Genomic DNA, 19,646 nt, shown 5'->3' on the forward strand with positions numbered 1-19,646 from the left:
GCCCGTATGCCCTGCGGATGGTGCGGCGCGGCCCCGTGCGCGGACCACGGGCCGCCCTGGGCCGCGGGCATCCGTGGGGCGTTGCCAGTCACGCGGGGCGGCGTCGGTGGCGGGTGGCGCTGTCGCTGGCGCGGGGCGCTGTCAGTGGCGGGTGGCAGCATCGGGCCCATGACGACGCATCCGACGTGGTTCTCCTGGAGTTCCTTCCTGCGCGACTGGAGCGGGGAATGGGCGGATACCCCGGCCGACGACGCGACGGTGACGCCCGTCGAGGCGGACGAGGTTGCCCGGCGGGAGCGTTGGCTGGGGTTTCCGGCGGCGTCCGAGGAGCGGATCGCGGCACTGGAGGAGCGCCTCGGCCGGCGGCTGCCGCCGTCGTACCGGGAGTTCCTCGCCGTCAGCGACGGGTGGCGGCACGCGGGCGGGTTCATCACCCTGCTCGCGGGAACCGCGGATGCCTGCTGGCATCGTGACGCGTCCGGGCTGGCGGAGATGTTCGAGGGGTTCCTGGACGACGACCCCTCCCCCGAGGAACTGCGGGACGTGGCGGTCTGGCGCCGCGGGCTCCAGCTCGACGTCCAGTCCGACGCGACCCGCGTGGTGCTGGATCCCGGGGACGTGGACGAGGACGGCGAGTGGGCTGTGTACACCTGGGCGAGCTGGCTGGCCGCACCACCCCGGCGCTTCCCTGACTTCGCCGCGTTCATGCGGGCCATGCACGGGGAGTTCCACCGCTTGCGGGCCCGTGCGGCGGACGGGGAGCCGGAGCTCGCATGCACCACGACGCGGCGGCTCGACGCCCAGGTGGAGCAGGCCCGGATCCAGGCGCTGGGCGGCGAGTGGGAACGGGCCGGGCGGGCGCTGGAGGAGGCGGCGGAGTACGGCCGGCCGGCGGCCGCCGGGCTGCGCGACCAGATGGACCGCCTGCTCGGACGGACGAACCTGTCGCACGCCGAGGAGTTGGTGACCGACCCCCGGTATGCACCCGAACTGCTCCCGCCGTTGGTCGCCGAGCACGCGGCGCACCGGCACCGGGACGACACCGTGCTGACGTACAGACTGCGGGGCGCCGGCGACGACGTGGTGGCGCTGGCGCACACACTGCTGGAGCAGGTGCGCTCGGGCACGTACCGGTACACGGCGGCCGGGCCGTTCGGAGAAGCCGTCGACCGGGCCCGGGAGTCGGCCCGGTGGGGCGACACCGACGAGGCATGGCGGACGATACGGGAAGCCCTGCCGCTGTGGCAGCCGCTGGGGCCCGACCACCTGGCGCCGCTGGGCTGGCTCGCCGATCCTCTGCTCGGACCTCTGCTGACCCCGGAGCGGGGCCGCGAGCTGCTGTCCGCGCCCAGGGGCGGACAGCCGGGTGAGCCACGGCGAGAAAGCGATGCGGCCCGCTCCGATCCGGAGGGGCTGGCCTGGCTCGCGGATCAGGCCACCCCCGGCGCCCACACGTCCTACCGGTTCGTCCTGGTCGAAGGAGTGGAGCCACAGGAGCTGCCCGGACTCCTCGCAGACGGGAAGGGGACCGGACTGGACGAGCCGATGACCTCCTTCGAGGCACGCAGCCGGTGGCGCCAGGAGCGGCGGGAGGTCTCGGTCTTCGACGACAGGGCCCTCGTCGCGGTCGGCCGGGCAGCCGCTCGCTGGAGCTTCGCCTTCGACTGCGACGGTCCGCTTTTCGCGCCGCAGCAGTTCGGGTCCCCGGTCGCCGCCTGCGCGGACGCCCGGACGGTGGTCGTGTGGGCCGGACCGCGGGACCGGAACGGGGCCCCGTTCTTCCACCTCTCCGTGGCGCGGGGCGGTGCGGAGCTGTACACCTTCACGTGCGCGGACGGGGAGGTGCGGCGGGCCGGCCCGATCCCACCGGGCCTGGCCCCGGACCGCTTCTTCGGTGCCGGAAAGAAGCGGGAGGGGGCGGAGGCGGCCATCAGGACGGAACGGGCGCTGCTGGAGGCGATAGCGGACGAGTTCGGCGTCCGGCTTCCGCGACACGCGATCACCCGGGGGCGTCTGCACACATTCACCACCCGCCCCTGGAGCCGGCCGCCGGGGGACGGGGAAGCGCGCACCGCGGCCAGGTTGGAGTGGCGCCCGAACTGACGGACACGGGGCGCGCGGCCCCTCGGCGGCCGCGCCCCACCCCCTCACCCCCCACCCGGGCGGCGGGCCGTCCCGGTCCCGGTCACCCCGGCAGCAGCCGTAGGGCCGCGTCCCGCAGGCGGGTGTGCTCCGTGCTCATGAAGCGGTGCAGGGCCCGCGAGGCGAAGGCGGTCCGCTGGGCTCTGCGGCGGCGTTCGCGATCGTAGGCGCGCAGAGCGCCGGCGACGCCCGCCGGACCCGGCGGCGCGGCGGCGAGCGCGCGGGTCAGCGCGTCCGCGTCCAGGATCGCCGTGCAGGCGCCCTGGCCCAGGTTGGGCGTCATGGCGTGGGCCGCGTCCCCGACCAGGGCGACGGGAGCCGTGGCGACGGGCCCGGGGCCGGTGGAGACGAAGGACGGCAGCGCCGGGTGCAGGTGGCGCATCTCGTAGCGGATCCAGGTCCCCGGGTCGGTCGCGTCCAGGACGCGCGGAATCGGGTCGTGCCAGTCGGCGAAGAGGCCGCGCAGCTCGTCGGCCGTGGTGGCCTCGGGGACGGCGGCGTACCAGTTGGTGCGGCCCGGCTCGACCGGGGTCAGCCCGAAGAAGCGACCACTCCCCCAGGTCTCGCCGTGCACGGGGCTCTCCATGTCCGCGATGCCGATCCAGGCGACGGTGCCGACCGGGCGCGGGCCACTGCGGTCGCCGAAGCGCGCGGAGCGGACCGTGCTGCGGATACCGTCGGCACCGATCACCAGGTCCTGCCCGGCGGCGAGGGCGGCCACGTCGGTGACCCGCTCGCCGAGTCTCACCGGTACGTCACCGAAGGTGTCCAGGCCGGCCAGCAGTGCATCGAGCAAGTACGGCCGGGAGATGAGGAGTTCGGGGCGGCCCGCCGTGCGTTCGATGCGTTCCAGCGGGAGCCGGGCGATCGGCTTCCCGTCGGGGGTGCGGATGCCTGCGTCGCGGTACGGCACGGCGTGCTCGCGCAGGGCGTCGCCGATGCCGAGGCGTTCGAGCGCGGACTGGGCGGTGGGATGGATACCGAAGGCCGCTCCGTACCGCTCCAGCGCCGTGCGGCGCTCCAGCACCGTCACGCTCCAGCCCGCGCGGCGGAGCCCGTTCGCGGTCGCCAGTCCGCCGATGCCCGCACCGACCACGGTCGCCGTACCTGCCATGTCGCGCTCCCGAAGCTCGTACGACTCATCCGAAGAACCACCCCACCTGTGGTACCACGGGTGGGGTAATATCGGCAAGGACGAGCGGCGGAGACGAGGGAGCGCGGGTGAATCCGGACCGGCGGGACCGGCTGCGGGACGCGGCGATCGAGGTATTGGCCCGGGACGGCGGGCGCGGGCTGACGCACCGGGCCGTGGACCGGACGGCCGAGGTGCCACCCGGGACCACCAAGAACTACTTCCCGACCCGGGACGCCGTCCTGCGCGCGGTGGCCGAACGCTGTCTGGAGCAGTACCTCGCGCTCACCGCACACCTGGCCGCCTGCGCGGGCCCCTCGGACCGCGAGGGGTTGGTCGCCCTCTTCCGCTCACTCCTGGAGAACGTCGCGGGGCCGGGGCGCGCCCGCCTCCTCGCGGTTCTGGAGCTCCAGGCGGAGGCGACCCGGCGCCCCTGGCTCTCCGGCATCCTCGACCCGATGGCGAGCGGCGACTTCGCGGGGTTCGAGCTGGCCCAGCGCACCGCCGGACTGCCCGTGACCCCGCCGCGGGCCGCCGTCGTCACGCTCGCCCTGCACGCGGCGGTCCCGCATCTCCTGACGGACGGGCCGGACACCCTCGCGGCAGCGGGGCTCGACGACCCGGACCGCTTCGTGCGCGATCTGCTCGACACGGTGTACCCGCCGGACGCCACGACCTGAGCGTCGAGCCCGACCCGACGCCCCCCACACCCACCCGCGAACCACACCCGCCCCGGCGCCCCGAACCCGCCCCGGAGGCGGCCCCGCCCCGGCGACCCCGCACCCCGCCGGCGCGACCGCGCGGGAGCCGCGCCCCGCAGGGCGGCGCGCGCCCGAGCACTCCGCACCCGCCGGGACCGCGCTGTGACGGACCGGCGCATTCCGGCGCGCGGATCTGGCCAGAATCCGACACCGTCTCACCTGGCGGTCATCACACCGTTTCCCGCCCGCGCGGACCCGGTGGCCGCCGGGCACGAAACCTGTGACCACCCTGTGAATGCCGGGCTCCAGAACGCCCGGTAACACTGCGGCAATGATCGGCGAAACGTCCGCTTAACGAACATGACCTTTCCGGCAACGAACGAATTCCGGCCAAGTTGTTGACGCGACCCTGACAGGAGGGGCCGTCGGCTGACACTCTTCACCCCGTTCTGCGCACCGCCTGCACCGTCCGGTCGGCCCGTCCAGGCCGCCCGGTACCCCCCTCGCAGAAGGAGTCCGCGTGAGATCCACGCCCAGCCGTCGCGCCACCGCGACCGGCGCTCTCATAGCCGCAGCGGCCCTCATCGCCGTCGCCGTCCCGTCCGGCGCCGCGACCGCCACCCCCGCCGCGGCCCCGCTCGGCGGCATCACCGCCGGCACGAAGGCCGACCCCGGCGCCCTGCCCGCCAAGCTCTCCCCCGCCCAGCGCGCGGAGCTGCTGAGCGAGGCCAACGCCACGAAGGCGGCCACCGCCAAGGAGCTCGGTCTCGGTTCCACCGAGAAGCTCGTGGTCCGTGACGTGGTCCAGGACCGCGACGGCACCACGCACACCCGCTACGAGCGCACCCTCGACGGGCTCCCCGTCCTCGGCGGCGACCTCGTGGTCAAGGAGTCCGCCACCGGCCGGACCCAGGGCGTCAGCAAGGCGTCGAGGGCGACCACCGCGCAGCTGAAGGCGGTCGGCCTGACCGCCGACGTGGCTCCGGCCGCGGCCGAGAAGCAGGCGCTCGGCGCGGCGAAGGCCGAGGGGTCGAACGCGAAGAAGGCCGACAAGGCCCCGCGCAAGGTGGTCTGGCTGGGCGGCGGCTCGCCGCAGCTCGCCTACGAGACCGTCGTCGGCGGCCTCCAGCACGACGGCACCCCGAACGAGCTGCACGTGCTCACCGACGCCGGCTCGGGCGAGAAGCTCTACGAGTGGCAGGCCGTCCACAACGGCACGGGCAACACGCAGTACAACGGCCAGGTGACCCTGGGCACCGCGCCCTCGTACACCCTGACCGACACCACGCGCGGCAACCACAAGACGTACAACCTCAACCGCGGCACCTCCGGCACCGGCACGCTGTTCTCCGGCCCGGACGACATCTGGGGCGACGGTACGCCGCAGAACGCCGAGACCGCCGGCGCGGACGCCCACTACGGCGCGGCCGAGACGTGGGACTACTACAAGAACGTGCACGGCCGCTCCGGCATCCGCGGTGACGGCGTCGGCGCGTACTCCCGCGTCCACTACGGCAACAACTACGTCAACGCGTTCTGGCAGGACAGCTGCTTCTGCATGACGTACGGCGACGGCAGCGGCAACGTCAAGCCGCTGACCTCCCTGGACGTGGCCGCCCACGAGATGACGCACGGCCTGACCTCGGTCACGGCCCGGCTGGTCTACAGCGGCGAGTCCGGCGGCCTCAACGAGGCCACCTCCGACATCTTCGCCGCGGGTGTGGAGTTCTACTCCGACACCGCCGAGGACCCGGGCGACTACCTCGTCGGCGAGAAGATCGACATCCGCGGCAACGGCACCCCGCTGCGCTACATGGACAAGCCCTCCAAGGACGGCTCCTCCAAGGACTACTGGTACTCGGGCATCGGCAACGTCGACGTCCACTACTCCTCGGGCGTCGCGAACCACTGGTTCTACCTGCTCTCCGAGGGCAGCGGTGCCAAGACCGTCAACGGCGTCAACTACGACTCGCCGACCTCCGACGGCCTGCCGGTGACCGGTATCGGCCGGGACAAGGCGCTGCAGATCTGGTTCAAGGCGCTGACCACCAAGTTCACCTCGACGACCAACTACGCCGCCGCCCGCACGGGCACGCTCGCGGTCGCCAGTGAGCTGTACGGGGCCACCAGCCCCGAGTACGCGGCCGTGGCCCACGCCTGGGCCGGCGTCAACGTCGGCTCCCGCCCCGGCGGCGGCGACCCCGACCCGGGCGGCAAGGTGTTCGAGAACACCACCCCGGTGAACATCCCGGACGCCGGTGCGGCCGTCACCAGCTCGGTCACCGTCTCCGGTGTCGCGGGCAACGCGCCGAGCACCCTCAAGGTGGGCGTGGACATCACGCACACCTGGCGCGGCGACCTGGTCATCGACCTGGTGGCCCCGGACGGGTCGGCCTACCGGCTGAAGAACTCCTCCTCCGGCGACTCCGCGGACAACGTGGTGGCGACCTACACGGTCAACGCCTCGTCCGAGGTGGCCAACGGGGTCTGGAAGCTGCGGGTCCAGGACGTCGCACGGTACGACACCGGGCGGATCAACAGCTTCAAGCTCACCTTCTGATCCGGCTCACGGCAGTCGAACGGCCCGGGAGGGGTTCGCCCCCTCCCGGGCCGTTCGCCGTGGCGCACCTGGCAGAACCGGGCCGTTCGCCGTGACGACGTCCGGCGGAACCGGGGCCCGGGACGCCCGCCACGGCACATCCGGCGGACCCGTGCCGTTCGCCGTGGGCCGTCCGGCGGGACCCGGCCCGCCCACCCGTGCGGGCCAGGACTCCCGTGCGGGCCGGGGCGCTCCGGGCGGCGCGGCGCCGCACGTCCGACCGGAGCGTGCGCTCAGCGCATCAGGACGCCGGCGCCCTCCCCCGTCGCCTCGGTCGGGAGGGCGACCAGGCCCAGTTCGGCGCTGGTGGCCAGCAGCCGGTGAGCGGGCAGGACGCGCACGGTGTAGCCGTACGGTCCCGTCCGGTCCGGGGTGAGCGGGCCCTCGTACAGCCAGCGGTCCTCCAGGTCCTGACCGCCCGCCGGCTTCAGCGGGAAGGTCTGCGCGTCCGCGATGGCGTCGCCGGCGTCGACCCGGCCCGCGACCACCTGGACCTCCACGTCGTCCGGCTCCAGGCCGCCGAGCGCGATCCGCACCCGCAGCGCCAGGGTGGCCCCCAGCTCCGCCGAGCCGCCCTCGGCGTCCCCGGTGACCGTCTCCACGTGGTCGACGGAGACCCCGCGCCAGGCCGCCCGGACCCTGGCCTTCCACGCGGCGAGATCCCGCGCCGCCGCGGGCTCCAGCGCCCGGCGGGCCTGGGCGGCGGGGGCGTACAGGCGCTCCACGTACTCGCGCACCATCCGTCCCGCGAGCACCTTCGGGCCGAGGCTGACGAGGGTGGAGCGGACCATCTCGATCCAGCGGTCGGGCAGGCCCCCGGCGCCCCGGTCGTAGAAGCGCGGGGCGACCCGGTCCTCGATCAGGGCGTACAGCGCGTTCGACTCCAGTTCGTCCCGGCGGTCCTCGTCGACCGCGGAGCCGTCCGCGGTGGGGATCTCCCAGCCGAAGTCCGGGTCGAACCACTCGTCCCACCAGCCGTCGCGCACCGACAGGTTGAGGCAGCCGTTCAGCGCCGCCTTCATCCCGCTGGTGCCGCAGGCCTCCAGCGGCCGCAGCGGGTTGTTCAGCCAGACGTCGCAGCCCGGGTAGAGCTGCTGCGCCATGCCCATGCCGTAGTCCGGGAGGAACACGATGCGGTGGCGCACGCGCGGGTCGTCCGCGAACCGCACCAGCTCCTGCACCAGCCGCTTGCCGCCGTCGTCGGCGGGGTGGGCCTTGCCCGCGACGACGATCTGGATCGGGTGCGTCGGGTGCAGCAGCAGCCCCCGCAGCCGGTCGCGGTCGCGGAGCATCAGCGTGAGCCGCTTGTACGACGGGACGCGGCGGGCGAAGCCGATGGTCAGGATGTCCGGGTCGAGGACGTCGTCGATCCAGCCCAGTTCGGCGGTGCCCGCGCCACGCCTGCGCCAGGAGGCGTAGAGGCGGCGGCGGACCTCGGTGACGAGCCGGCCGCGCAGGTCCCGGCGCAGGTCCCAGATCTCCTGGTCGCCGATGCCGGTCACCGCGTCCCAGCGGCGGGGCGTGCCGGTCTGCGCGGAGACCTCGTCGGCCACCGGGCCGCCGGCCAGCACCTGGTGGGCGCGGTCCTCGCCGACCCGGCCCGCGCCGAGCCGGAACACCTCGGGGGCGACCCAGGTCGGCGCGTGGACCCCGTTGGTGACGGAGGTGATGGGCACCTCGGCGGGGTCGAAGCCCGGCCAGAGTCCGGAGAACATCTCCCGGCTGACCGCCCCGTGCAGCGTGGAGACGCCGTTGGCGCGCTGGGCGAGCCGCAGGCCCATCACCGCCATGTTGAACAGCTCGGGTGCGCCGCCGGGGTAGGTCTCGGTGCCCAGCGCCAGGATCTTCTCGACGGGTACGCCGGACAGTTCGCCCTCGTCGCCGAAGTGGCGGGCGACGAGCCCCCGGTCGAAACGGTCTATGCCGGCGGGCACCGGGGTGTGGGTGGTGAAGACGGTCCCGGCCCGGACCACTTCGAGGGCCGCCTCGAAGTCCATTCCGGCGGTGCCCAGTTCGCGGATGCGCTCCAGGCCGAGGAAGCCGGCGTGGCCCTCGTTGGTGTGGAACACCTCCGGCTCCGGGGTGCCGGTCAGCCGGCACCAGGTGCGCACGGCGCGCACGCCGCCGATGCCGAGCAGCATCTCCTGGAGCAGGCGGTGGTCGCTGCCGCCACCGTAGAGCCGGTCGGTGACGTCGCGTTCGCCGGGGGCGTTCTCCTCGACGTCGGAGTCGAGGAGGAGCAGCGGTACGCGGCCGACCCGGGCCAGCCAGATGCACGCGTGCAGCGACCGGCCGCCGGGCAGCGCGAGGACGACCCGGGCGGGGGTTCCGTCGGCCTCGCGGACCAGGTCGAGCGGGAGTTCGTTGGGGTCGAGGACGGGATAGTGCTCCTGCTGCCAGCCCTCGCGCGAGAGGGTCTGGCGGAAGTAGCCGTGCCGGTAGAGCAGCCCGACGCCGATGAGCGGGACGCCAAGGTCGCTGGCGGCCTTGAGGTGGTCGCCGGCCAGGATGCCGAGGCCGCCGCTGTACTGCGGCAGGGCGGCGGTGACCCCGAATTCGGGCGAGAAGTAGGCGATGGCGGAGGGGAGTTCGGCTCCGGCGGACCGCTGCTCCTGGTACCAGCGCGGGCCGTCCAGATACTCCGCCAGGTCGGCGGAGGCCGCGGTGAGGCGGCCGAGGTACTCCGCGTCCCCGGCCAGTTCGGTCAGCCGCCCGGCGGACAGCGCGCCGAGCAGGCGTACGGGGTCGGCGTCCGCGGGCCGCCAGCCCTCGGGGTCGGCGGCCCGGAAGAGCTCGCGGGTCTCGGTGTGCCACGACCAGCGCAGGTTGCGCGCGAGGTCGTGGAGGGGTCGAAGGGGTTCGGGGAGGACAGGACGCACGGTGAATCGACGAATGGCCTTCACTGCTCCACCTTTACAGGGGACTTGCGCATCCGAGCGGACGCACCACGGTGTGCGTCCCTTCCGTCACCCCTGACGGTAGCGGCCGGCCGTGGCGGGCTGCCACGGCGCGCGGACGGCGCGCCCGGTCCGGGCACCGCACGCCGCGCGCCTCCCACCAGACGCCCCACACACCCCCTCCTCCCTCCCTCGTCACTTCTCCCACCTGGGGGTTTGGCCGATTTCCCTCCCGCACGCAGCCTTGTGGACCTCACTGCCACAGGGAAGGCTGCCGTGTGGCGCCGCAGAGCGGGTATCCGGAACTCGTGGGGGCGCTTCGGGTCTCCCGCGCCGGCGGGGCGTGCGCGCCGCGTGCGGCGGAGCCCGGGCGGCCCGTTACGACCGAGTAGTTAACACGGCGCCGGATTTCCCACCGTCCGACGCGGGGAAAGCTTCCCCGGTACACGGCACGATCCGGCCCGCACACGTTCTCCCGTGCATCCCGAAACATGCACGAAACCCCCGCGACCCACCCATTCGAGTGCCATTCGAGTGAACGCGGACAGGAGCGGCCATGCCCACAGCCCGTCAGCAGACAGCTGAGCAGTTACAAAGGACAGATCCCCGTCTTCGCGGCACACGCGGTCGGTCCTCCGCGCCGTGCCGTCCTCCGTGCACGCCGAGCTCCTCCAGCCCCCCAGGTGATTCCATGATCGGTCGAATTCCCGTCCTGGACGTCCGTCCTCTCGTCGACTGCGGCAGACGGGCGGCGAAGGCCGTCGTCGGTGAGACCTTCCAGGTCACCGCCACCGTCTTCCGCGAAGGCCATGACGCGGTGGCCGCCAACGTCGTGCTGCGCGATCCGAGCGGACGGGTCGGGCCGTGGACCCCGATGCGCGAGCTGGCGCAGGGCACGGACCGGTGGGGTGCGGACATCACCCCGGACTCCGAGGGCCGCTGGACGTACACGGTGGAGGCCTGGAGCGATCCGGTCACCACCTGGCGGCACCACGCCGCGATCAAGATCCCGGCGGGCATCGACACGGACCTCGTTCTGGCCGAGGGCGCGGCGCTGCTGGAGCGGGCCGCCTCGGGGGTGCCGAAGAAGCACGGCCGGGAGGCGGTGCTGGCCGCGGTGGACGCGCTGCGCGACACCGCCCACCCGGCCGAGGCCCGGCTGGCCGCCGCGCTGACCCCGGCCGCCGAGGCGGTGCTGGCCCGCTATCCGCTGCGCGAACTGGTCACCCGCGCCAAGCCGCTGGCGGTCCGGGTGGAGCGCGAGCGGGCGCTGTTCGGGTCCTGGTACGAGCTGTTCCCGCGCTCCGAGGGGGCGAAGCGGGTGCCGGTGGACCCGGCGGACACCTCGCCGGACGCGCCGACCCGGCTGGTCAGCGGCACCTTCCGGACGGCCGCCGAGCGGCTGCCCGCGGTCGCGGCGATGGGGTTCGACGTGGTGTACCTGCCGCCGGTCCACCCGATCGGGACGACCCACCGCAAGGGCCCGGACAACACGCTGACGCCCGGGGAGCACGACCCGGGCGTGCCGTGGGCGATCGGTTCGCCGGACGGCGGGCACGACGCGGTCCACCCGGAGCTGGGCACGCTGGAGGACTTCGACCACTTCGTGGCGACGGCCCGCAACCTGCGGATGGAGATCGCGCTGGACTTCGCGCTCCAGTGCTCGCCGGACCACCCGTGGGTCAAGGAGCACCCGGACTGGTTCCACCACCGGGCCGACGGGTCGATCGCGTACGCCGAGAACCCGCCGAAGAAGTACCAGGACATCTATCCGATCGCCTTCGACAAGGACATGCGCGGTCTGGTGGCGGAGACGTCGAGGATCCTGCGCTTCTGGATGGACCACGGGGTGCGTATCTTCCGGGTCGACAACCCGCACACCAAGCCGGTGGTGTTCTGGGAGAAGGTCATCGAGGAGATCAACGGAACCGACCCCGATGTCATCTTCCTGGCGGAGGCGTTCACCCGCCCGGCGATGATGCACACGCTGGGTGCGATCGGCTTCCAGCAGTCGTACACGTACTTCACCTGGCGCAACACCAAGCACGAACTGACGGAGTACGTCACGGAGCTGGCCGGGGACGCCGCCTCGTACATGCGGCCCAACTTCTTCGTGAACACCCCCGACATCCTTCCCGGCTACCTCCAGGAAGGCGGCCGCCCGGCCTTCGAGGCGCGGGCGGTGCTGGCCGCGACGCTGGCCCCTTCCTGGGGCGTGTACGCGGGATTCGAGCTGTGCGAGAACACCCCGGTCAAGCCGGGGAGCGAGGAGTACCTGCACTCGGAGAAGTACGAACTGCGCCCGAGGGACTGGGAGTCGGCGGAACGCGAGGGCCGCACGCTCACCCCCCTGATCACCTCGCTGAACCGGATCCGCCGGCGTAACCCCGCTCTGCGGCAGCTGCGCGACGTCCAATTCCACCACACCGACAACGAAGCGCTGATCGCCTACAGCAAGCGCTCCGGACCGAACACCGTTCTGGTGGTCGTGAACCTCGACCCGCACCACACCCAGGAGGCCACGGTCTCGTTGGACATGGAGCGGCTCGGCCTTTCCTGGCACGAGCGCGTACCGGTGCGCGACGAGCTCACCGGCGATACCTACCACTGGGGCAGGGCCTTCTATGTGCGCCTAGAGCCGGGCGTCACGCCCGCGCACATCGCGGTCCTGCGACCGTCCCCGCCGACCGGAGGGTCACCCACACCATGATCGTCAATGAGCCTGTCCCCGACACGTTCGAGGACACCCCCGCCAAGGACCGCGATCCCGACTGGTTCAAGCGAGCCGTCTTCTACGAGGTGCTCGTCCGGTCCTTCCAGGACTCCAACGGCGACGGAATCGGCGACCTCAAGGGCATCACCGCCAAGCTGGACTATCTCCAGTGGCTCGGTGTCGACTGCCTCTGGCTGCCGCCGTTCTTCAAGTCGCCGCTGCGCGACGGGGGCTACGACGTCTCCGACTACACCGCCGTGCTGCCGGAGTTCGGCGATCTCGCCGACTTCGTGGAGTTCGTGGACGCCGCGCACCAGCGCGGCATGCGCGTCATCATCGACTTCGTCATGAACCACACGAGCGATCAGCACGAGTGGTTCCAGCAGTCCCGCACCGACCCCGACGGGCCGTACGGCGACTACTACGTCTGGGCCGACGACGACAAGCAGTTCCAGGACGCCCGGATCATCTTCGTCGACACCGAGACGTCCAACTGGACCTTCGACCCGGTGCGCAAGCAGTACTACTGGCACCGCTTCTTCTCGCACCAGCCGGACCTCAACTACGAGAACCCGGCGGTCCAGGAGGAGATCCTGGCGGCGCTCCGCTTCTGGCTGGACCTGGGCATCGACGGCTTCCGGGTCGACGCGGTGCCCTACCTCTACCAGCGCGAGGGCACCAACTGCGAGAACCTCCCCGAGACCCACCACTTCCTCAAGCGGGTCCGCAAGGAGATCGACGCCAACTACCCGGACACCGTGCTCCTCGCCGAGGCCAACCAGTGGCCGGAGGACGTCGTCGACTACTTCGGCGACTACGAGGCGGGCGGCGACGAGTGCCACATGGCGTTCCACTTCCCGGTGATGCCGCGGATCTTCATGGCGGTACGCCGCGAGAGCCGCTACCCGGTCTCCGAGATCCTGGCGAAGACCCCGGAGATCCCGAAGAACTGCCAGTGGGGCATCTTCCTGCGCAACCACGACGAGCTCACGCTCGAGATGGTCACGGACGAAGAGCGCGACTACATGTACGCGGAGTACGCCAAGGACCCGCGGATGCGCGCCAACATCGGCATCCGCCGGCGGCTCGCCCCGCTGCTGGACAACGACCGCAACCAGATCGAGCTGTTCACCGCGCTGCTGCTGTCGCTGCCCGGCTCCCCGATCCTCTACTACGGGGACGAGATCGGGATGGGCGACAACATCTGGCTGGGCGACCGGGACGCGGTGCGCACCCCGATGCAGTGGACGCCCGACCGCAACGCCGGATTCTCCTCCAGCGATCCGGGGCGGCTCTACCTCCCCACGATCATGGACCCGGTCTACGGTTACCAGGTCACCAACGTCGAGGCGTCGATGGCCTCGCCGTCCTCGCTGCTGCACTGGACCCGCCGGATGATCGAGATCCGGAAGCAGAATCCGGCCTTCGGTCTCGGCGAGTACACCGAACTCCCCTCCTCCAACCCGGCGGTGCTGGCGTTCACCCGCGAGTACGGGGACGACCTCGTCCTGTGCGTGCACAACTTCTCGCGGTTCGCGCAGCCGACGGAACTGGACCTCCGGTCGTTCAACGGACGTCATCCGGTGGAACTGATCGGCGGGGTACGCTTCCCGGCCATCGGTCAGTGGCCCTATCTGCTGACCCTCGCGGGACACGGCTTCTACTGGTTCCGGCTGCGCAAGGACGCGCCGCCGGCCTGAGAGGGCGACTGTTGCGTGCGGGGCGGTTTCCACCGCCCCGCACGGGGCACTCTGAGCGAAACGAAGGCCCTGGGCCTCTTCGGTCTCCTGTCCCGGGCCTTCACGGTTCCGCCGTTCGAGTCCGTCAGCACCTTCCTCTCCCGACACGTCCCGCACAGCCGGACAGCCATTGCCGCAATCCGGGACACTCTTCGCATCCTGTGTGCCCGGGGAAAGGACGCGATGCCATGTCGGAGGCTGCATCCACTCACGTCGCCCTGGCGAAGAGCACGAGGAACAGCGCCACCACCGGAAGTACGACGGACGGGACCCTGCTCCCGTCCCTGGCTCCGCTGCTCCACGCATGGCTGCCCCGGCAGCGGTGGTTCGCCGGCAAGGGCCGGCCGGTCACCGGCTTCCGGCTGGTCTCCGCCACCGAGATGGTGCCGCTGGACGGCACGGCGGGCCCCGGGCTCCTGCACCTGCTGCTGCGGGTCGAGCAGCCCTCCCGGTCGGACCGGGCGGCCGACGACTGCTACCAACTGCTCCTGGGTGTACGGACGTCACTGCCGCCCCTGCTCTCGGGGGCGCTGGTCGGCCGGGTGGAGCGGGGGCCGCTCGCCGGACGGACCGTGTACGACGCGCTGCACGATCCCCGGCTGGCGGATGTGCTGCTGGAACGGTTCCGCCGCCCCGGAAGCCTCGGCTCGCTGCGCTTCGAGCGGACCGCCGACATCCCGGCCTCCCTGGCGCCCCGGGTGCTGGACGCCGAGCAGTCCAACTCCTCGCTGGTCTACGGGGACGCGTTCATCCTCAAGATCTTCCGACGGGTCTTCCCCGGCACCAACCCGGACCTGGAGCTGCCTCTCGCCCTGACCGGCGAGGGGTGCGAACGGGTGCCCGCCCCGGTGGCCTGGTTCGAGGCCCCCGGCCCCGAGCCGCTGACCCTCGGCATCCTCCAGCCCTTCCTCCAGGGGGCGCGGGACGGCTGGCAGCTCGCGCTGGGCGCGCTCGCCGCCGGCCGCGACTTCCTGCCCGAGGCGCGGGCGCTGGGCCGGGCCACCGCGGAGGTGCACACCGCGCTCGCCGCCGCACTGCCGACCCCGGCGCTGCGCGGCACCCAGACGCGGCAGCTCGTCGCCCGGATGACCCAGCGGCTGGAGGCCGCCGCCCAGGCGGTTCCGGCGCTCGTGCCGTACGTACCCGGGCTGCGCGCCGCGTTCGACGCGGTGACGGACCTCGGGGTCCGGGGCAGCGGCTGGGCCCAGCAGCGGGTGCACGGCGACCTCCATCTCGGCCAGACGCTGCGCTCCGCCGACGGCTTCTGGTCGCTGATCGACTTCGAGGGCGAACCGGCCCGCCCGCTGCCCGAACGCCGGATGCCCGCTCCCCCGGTGCGCGATGTCGCGGGCATGCTGCGGTCCTTCGACTACGCGGCCCGCTCGCACCGCCCGTGGAACCCGGAGTGGGCGGCCCGCTGCCGTGCCGCCTACTGCGAGGGGTACGCACAGGCCTCGGGCAGCGATCCGCGCGGCGAGCCGGAGCTGCTGCGCGCCCATGAGACCGACAAGGCGGTGTACGAGGTGGTGTACGAGGCCCGGCACCGCCCCGACTGGCTGCCGGTCCCGATGGCGGCCATCCAGCGGCTGGCCCGGTCCGCGGCGGCCTGAGCCCGGTCCGCGCCTCCGCCTCCCGGACTCTTCGCCCCTCCTGCGCCTCTCCCGCCCCACCCCGCGTGACCCGCCTCGCTCCACGTGCTCCCCTCCGCCCGCGCTTCTCCCCCTTCACTCCCCCGAGGAGGCAGTCCCCGTGACCGCCCGCAAGCCGTCCCGCAAGGCATCCCGCAAGTCCGCCGAGGTCGTCGTCGAGACCGTCGCGGAACCCACCGCCGAGACCGCCGCCACCGAGGCCTCCGCCGACGCGGCGGCCGCACCCGCGCCGGCGCCCGCCGCCACCGCGACCAAGCCCGCGCCCGCCAGGCGCGCCCGGCCGAAGCGGGCCGACGCGGCCCCGCCGCGCCCCGGCAGGCCGGTGACGGCCAGGGCGCCCGTCCCGCACCGGCCCTGGACGGCGCCGACCGCGGCCGGCTGCTGGCCGGCGACCACCACGCGCCGCACGACGTGCTCGGCGCCCACCCGATCCCCGGCGGGGTGCTCGTCCGGGCGCTGCGGCCGTTCGCCCGGACCGTCACCGTGCTGGCGACGGGGCTGCGGGCCGAGCTGCACGACGACGGGGACGGCTTCTTCTCCGGTGTGCTGCCGGTACCGCAGGTGCCCGCGTACCGGCTGGAAGTGGTCTACGACGACAACACCATCGAGGTGGAGGACCCGTACCGCTTCTGGCCCGCGATCGGCGAGCTCGATCTGCACCTGATCGGCGAGGGCCGCCACGAGGAGCTGTGGCGGGCGCTCGGCGCCGAGCCGATGGAGCACCAGGGGGTGGCCGGCACCCGGTTCACCCTGTGGGCGCCGAACGCGCGCGGTGTGCGGATCACCGGTGACTTCACCTACTGGGACGGCACGGGCTTCCCGATGCGGTCGCTCGGCTCGACCGGGGTGTGGGAGCTGTTCCTGCCGGGGGTCGGCGAGGGCGCGCTGTACAAGTTCGACATCTGCCGCCCGGACGGTTCGCACACGGTGCGCGCCGACCCGATGGCCCGGCGTACCGAGGTCCCGCCCGCGACGGCGTCGATCGTCACCGCCCGGCACCACACGTGGCAGGACGCGGACTGGATGGCGCACCGGGGCGACCGCCCGGTCCACGAGGCGCCGTTCTCGGTGTACGAGGTGCATCTCGCGTCCTGGCGGCCGGGACTGACGTACCGGCAGCTCGCGGAGCAGCTGCCCGCGTACGTCAAGGACCTCGGGTTCACGCACGTGGAGCTGATGCCGGTCTCCGAGCACCCCTTCGGCGGGTCCTGGGGCTACCAGGTCACCGGGTTCTACGCGCCGACCTCGCGGCTGGGCACCCCGGACGACTTCCGCTTCCTCGTCGACGCCCTGCACCGGGCGGGCATCGGCGTCATCATGGACTGGGTTCCGGCCCATTTCCCGCGCGACGACTGGGCGTTGGCCGAGTTCGACGGGCGTCCGCTGTACGAGCACGCCGACCCGCAGCGCGCGGCCCACCCGGACTGGGGGACGCTGGAGTTCGACTACGGCCGCACCGAGGTCCGCAACTTCCTGGTCGCCAACGCCACGTACTGGTGCGAGGAGTTCCACATCGACGGGCTGCGGGTCGACGCGGTGGCCTCGATGCTCTACCTGGACTACTCCCGCGAGGACGGCCAGTGGTCGCCCAACGAGTTCGGCGGCCGGGAGAACCTGGACGCGGTCGCCTTCCTCCAGGAGATGAACGCGACCGTCTACCGGCGCAACCCGGGCGTCGTCACCATCGCCGAGGAGTCCACCGCCTGGGACGGTGTCACCCGCCCCACCGACAGCGGGGGCCTGGGCTTCGGGCTGAAGTGGAACATGGGCTGGATGCACGACTCGCTCCAGTACATGGCGAAGGAGCCGGTCCACCGCAAGTACCACCACAACGAGATGACGTTCTCGATGGTGTACGCCTACAGCGAGAACTACGTGCTGCCGATCTCGCACGACGAGGTGGTGCACGGCAAGCGGGCGCTGGTGTCGAAGATGCCCGGCGACTGGTGGCAGCAGCGGGCCGACCACCGCGCCTACCTGGGCTTCATGTGGGCCCACCCCGGTAAGCAACTCCTCTTCATGGGACAGGAGTTCGCCCAGGGTGCGGAGTGGTCGGAAGGTCACGGCCCGGACTGGTGGCTGCTGGACCCGTCCTACGGGGCGGCCGGCGACCACCAGGGGGTGCGGACCCTGGTGGGCGACCTGAACGCGGTGTACGGGGCGGTGCCCGCGCTGTGGCAGCGGGACACCTCTCCGGAGGGGTTCAGCTGGGTGGACGGCGGGGCGGCCGAGGACAACGTGCTCGCGTTCCTGCGGTACGACGCCGACGGCTCGCCGCTGCTGGCGGTCTCGCACTTCTCCCCGGCGGTCCGCACCGACTACCGCCTGGGGGTGCCGGAGACCGGCGCCGAGGGCTGGGTGGAGGTCCTGAACACCGACGCGGCCCGGTACGGCGGGGGCGATGTGCGCAACGAGGAGCCGCTGAAGGCGGAGGCGGTGCCCGCGCACGGCCGGCCGTGCAGCATCTCGCTGACGCTGCCGCCGCTGGCGACGGTCTGGTTCCGTCCGGCGTAGCCCGTGGGGGCCGTGACCGTCCGGAGCCGGTACCGGAACACGCTCCGGGCCCGGTTCCGGACGGGCGGCCGCCCAGGACGCCCCGAGGGGCACCCGTACCGGGGGTACGGGTGCCCCTCGGGAGGGGGGGGACCGCAGCGGCGGGGGGTACCGCCGCGGCCCTGGCGGGTGGCGCGGGTCAGACCTTGGCGGGCTGCTCGGCGGGCGCGCTGTCCCGCTGCTCGGGGACCTCGTCGGCGGGGGCAGGGCCGTGGCCGTCGTCGACGAGGGTCCTCTCGTCGAACGGGAGCCGTCCGGCCAGCACCTCGCCCACCCGGCCCCGGTCGATCTCCTTGGTCCAGTGGCCGACCAGCACCGTGGCGACCGCGTTGCCCGCGAAGTTGGTCAGGGCGCGGGCCTCGCTCATGAAGCGGTCGATGCCGACGATCAGGCCGACGCCGTCGACGAGTTCGGGGCGGTGCGACTGGAGGCCGCCGGCCAGGGTCGCCAGGCCCGCGCCGGTCACACCGGCCGCGCCCTTCGAGGCGATGACCATGAAGACCAGCAGCGAGATCTGCTCGCCGGCGCTCAGCGGGTCGCCCATCGCGTTGGCGATGAAGAGCGAGGACATCGTGAGGTAGATCGCGGTTCCGTCGAGGTTGAAGGAGTAGCCGGTCGGCACGGTGATGCCGACGACGGGCTTGCTGACGCCCAGGTGCTCCATCTTCGCGATCAGCCGCGGCAGCGCCGACTCGGAGGAGGAGGTGGAGAGGATCAGCAGGAACTCGCGGCCCAGGTACTTCAGCAGCGAGAACAGGTTCACCCCGGCGATCAGGCGCAGCAGCGCGCCGAGCACCACGAAGACGAACAGCGCGCAGGTGACATAGAAGCCGATCATGATGATCGCCAGGGACTTCAGGGCGTCGAGGCCGGTCTCGCCGACCACCGCGGCGATCGCGCCGAACGCGCCGACCGGGGCGGCCCACATGATCATGGCGAGGATACGGAAGACGAGGCGCTGGATGTGGGTGATGCCGCGGATGACCGGCTCACCGGCCTTGCCCATCGCCTGGAGCGCGAAGCCCGCGAGGAGCGCGACGAGGAGGGTCTGGAGGACCTCGCCCTCGGTGAAGGCGGAGACGATGGTGGTCGGGATGATGCCGAGCAGGAAGTCCGCGGTGGACTCGCCGGCGCCCCCGGCCTGTTCCGCGCCCGCCTCGCGGGCGGCTTCGGTGATGTGGAGGGTGGAGCCGGGCTCCAGGATGTTGCCGACGAGCAGGCCGATGGCGAGGGCCACGGTCGACATGACCAGGAAGTAGCCGAGCGCCAGACCGCCGACCGCGCCGACCTTGGCGGCCTTGCGGACCGAGCCGACGCCCAGGACGATCGTGCAGAAGATGATCGGCGAGATCATCATCTTGATCAGGTTCACGAAGCCGGCGCCGATGGGCTTCAGTTCGACGGCCACCCCGGGGGCCGCGAAGCCCACCAGGATGCCGAGCGCCACGGCGGCGATCACGGCGATGTACAGGTAGTGGGTGCGGTCCCGTTGTTTGGCTGCCACAGCCATGGTGGGGCTCC

At 72.6% G+C, this 19,646-nt stretch carries 11 protein-coding genes; 7 read left to right on the forward strand and 4 right to left on the reverse strand.

All coding sequences use genetic code 11. From position 1 onward, the window contains the following. The first annotated feature begins 168 nt into the window (after positions 1-168). Positions 169-2,103: an SMI1/KNR4 family protein gene (locus tag KME66_RS08435; protein ID WP_216320663.1), complete on the forward strand. Its 1,935-nt coding sequence runs from the start codon at positions 169-171 to the stop codon at positions 2,101-2,103. A gap of 82 nt (positions 2,104-2,185) precedes the next feature. Here the strand turns inward: KME66_RS08435 and KME66_RS08440 are convergent, their stop codons facing one another. Beyond that, the gene (locus KME66_RS08440) at positions 2,186-3,256 is read right to left on the reverse strand and encodes an NAD(P)/FAD-dependent oxidoreductase (RefSeq protein WP_216320665.1); all 1,071 of its coding nucleotides are present in this window, start codon (positions 3,254-3,256) and stop codon (positions 2,186-2,188) included. A 107-nt stretch (positions 3,257-3,363) separates the two neighbouring features. On the opposite strand from KME66_RS08440, the gene KME66_RS08445 reads away from it, so the two are divergent. Together KME66_RS08445 and KME66_RS08450 are read left to right on the forward strand one after the other, a co-directional pair. After that, positions 3,364-3,954: a TetR/AcrR family transcriptional regulator gene (locus KME66_RS08445; protein WP_216320667.1), complete on the forward strand. Its 591-nt coding sequence runs from the start codon at positions 3,364-3,366 to the stop codon at positions 3,952-3,954. A gap of 541 nt (positions 3,955-4,495) precedes the next feature. Then, a complete protein-coding gene (locus tag KME66_RS08450) occupies positions 4,496-6,535 on the forward strand; it encodes a M4 family metallopeptidase (protein ID WP_073214309.1) in 2,040 nt (679 codons plus the stop codon). A 272-nt stretch (positions 6,536-6,807) separates the two neighbouring features. Here KME66_RS08450 and glgP read toward each other — a convergent pair whose 3' ends face one another. Continuing rightward, positions 6,808-9,477 carry an alpha-glucan family phosphorylase gene (glgP, locus tag KME66_RS08455; RefSeq protein ID WP_216320669.1) on the reverse strand — a complete coding sequence of 890 codons (2,670 nt, stop codon included), beginning with the start codon at positions 9,475-9,477 and terminating at the stop codon, positions 6,808-6,810. 685 nt (positions 9,478-10,162) lie between these two features. On the opposite strand from glgP, the gene KME66_RS08460 reads away from it, so the two are divergent. The 3 genes from KME66_RS08460 (at position 10,163) to KME66_RS08470 (ending at position 15,533) form a co-directional block, all read left to right on the forward strand. Then, positions 10,163-12,181, forward strand: a complete 2,019-nt coding sequence (locus KME66_RS08460; RefSeq protein ID WP_216320671.1) for an alpha-1,4-glucan--maltose-1-phosphate maltosyltransferase — start codon at positions 10,163-10,165, stop codon at positions 12,179-12,181. Continuing rightward, positions 12,178-13,884 carry a maltose alpha-D-glucosyltransferase gene (gene treS, locus KME66_RS08465; protein ID WP_065478016.1) on the forward strand — a complete coding sequence of 569 codons (1,707 nt, stop codon included), beginning with the start codon at positions 12,178-12,180 and terminating at the stop codon, positions 13,882-13,884. Before KME66_RS08460 ends, treS begins: the two co-directional genes overlap by 4 nt. Positions 13,885-14,111: 227 nt before the next feature. Continuing rightward, the gene (locus KME66_RS08470) at positions 14,112-15,533 is read left to right on the forward strand and encodes a phosphotransferase (protein ID WP_216320674.1); all 1,422 of its coding nucleotides are present in this window, start codon (positions 14,112-14,114) and stop codon (positions 15,531-15,533) included. Between the two features lie 114 nt (positions 15,534-15,647). Here KME66_RS08470 and KME66_RS33855 read toward each other — a convergent pair whose 3' ends face one another. Next, a complete protein-coding gene (locus KME66_RS33855) occupies positions 15,648-15,998 on the reverse strand; it encodes a hypothetical protein (RefSeq protein ID WP_253208262.1) in 351 nt (116 codons plus the stop codon). Between KME66_RS33855 and glgB the strand changes: the two genes are divergently transcribed. Then, entirely contained in the window at positions 15,984-18,086 is a 2,103-nt protein-coding gene (gene glgB, locus KME66_RS08475; protein ID WP_253208263.1) for a 1,4-alpha-glucan branching enzyme, read from the forward strand. The two genes, KME66_RS33855 and glgB, sit on opposite strands and share 15 nt — an antisense overlap. Before the next feature lie 178 nt (positions 18,087-18,264). Here the strand turns inward: glgB and KME66_RS08480 are convergent, their stop codons facing one another. Further along, entirely contained in the window at positions 18,265-19,635 is a 1,371-nt protein-coding gene (locus tag KME66_RS08480) for a cation:dicarboxylase symporter family transporter (RefSeq protein ID WP_073214327.1), read from the reverse strand. Between the last annotated feature and the right edge of the window lie 11 nt (positions 19,636-19,646).

The organism is Streptomyces sp. YPW6, assembly GCF_018866325.1.
GTDB lineage: Bacteria > Actinomycetota > Actinomycetes > Streptomycetales > Streptomycetaceae > Streptomyces.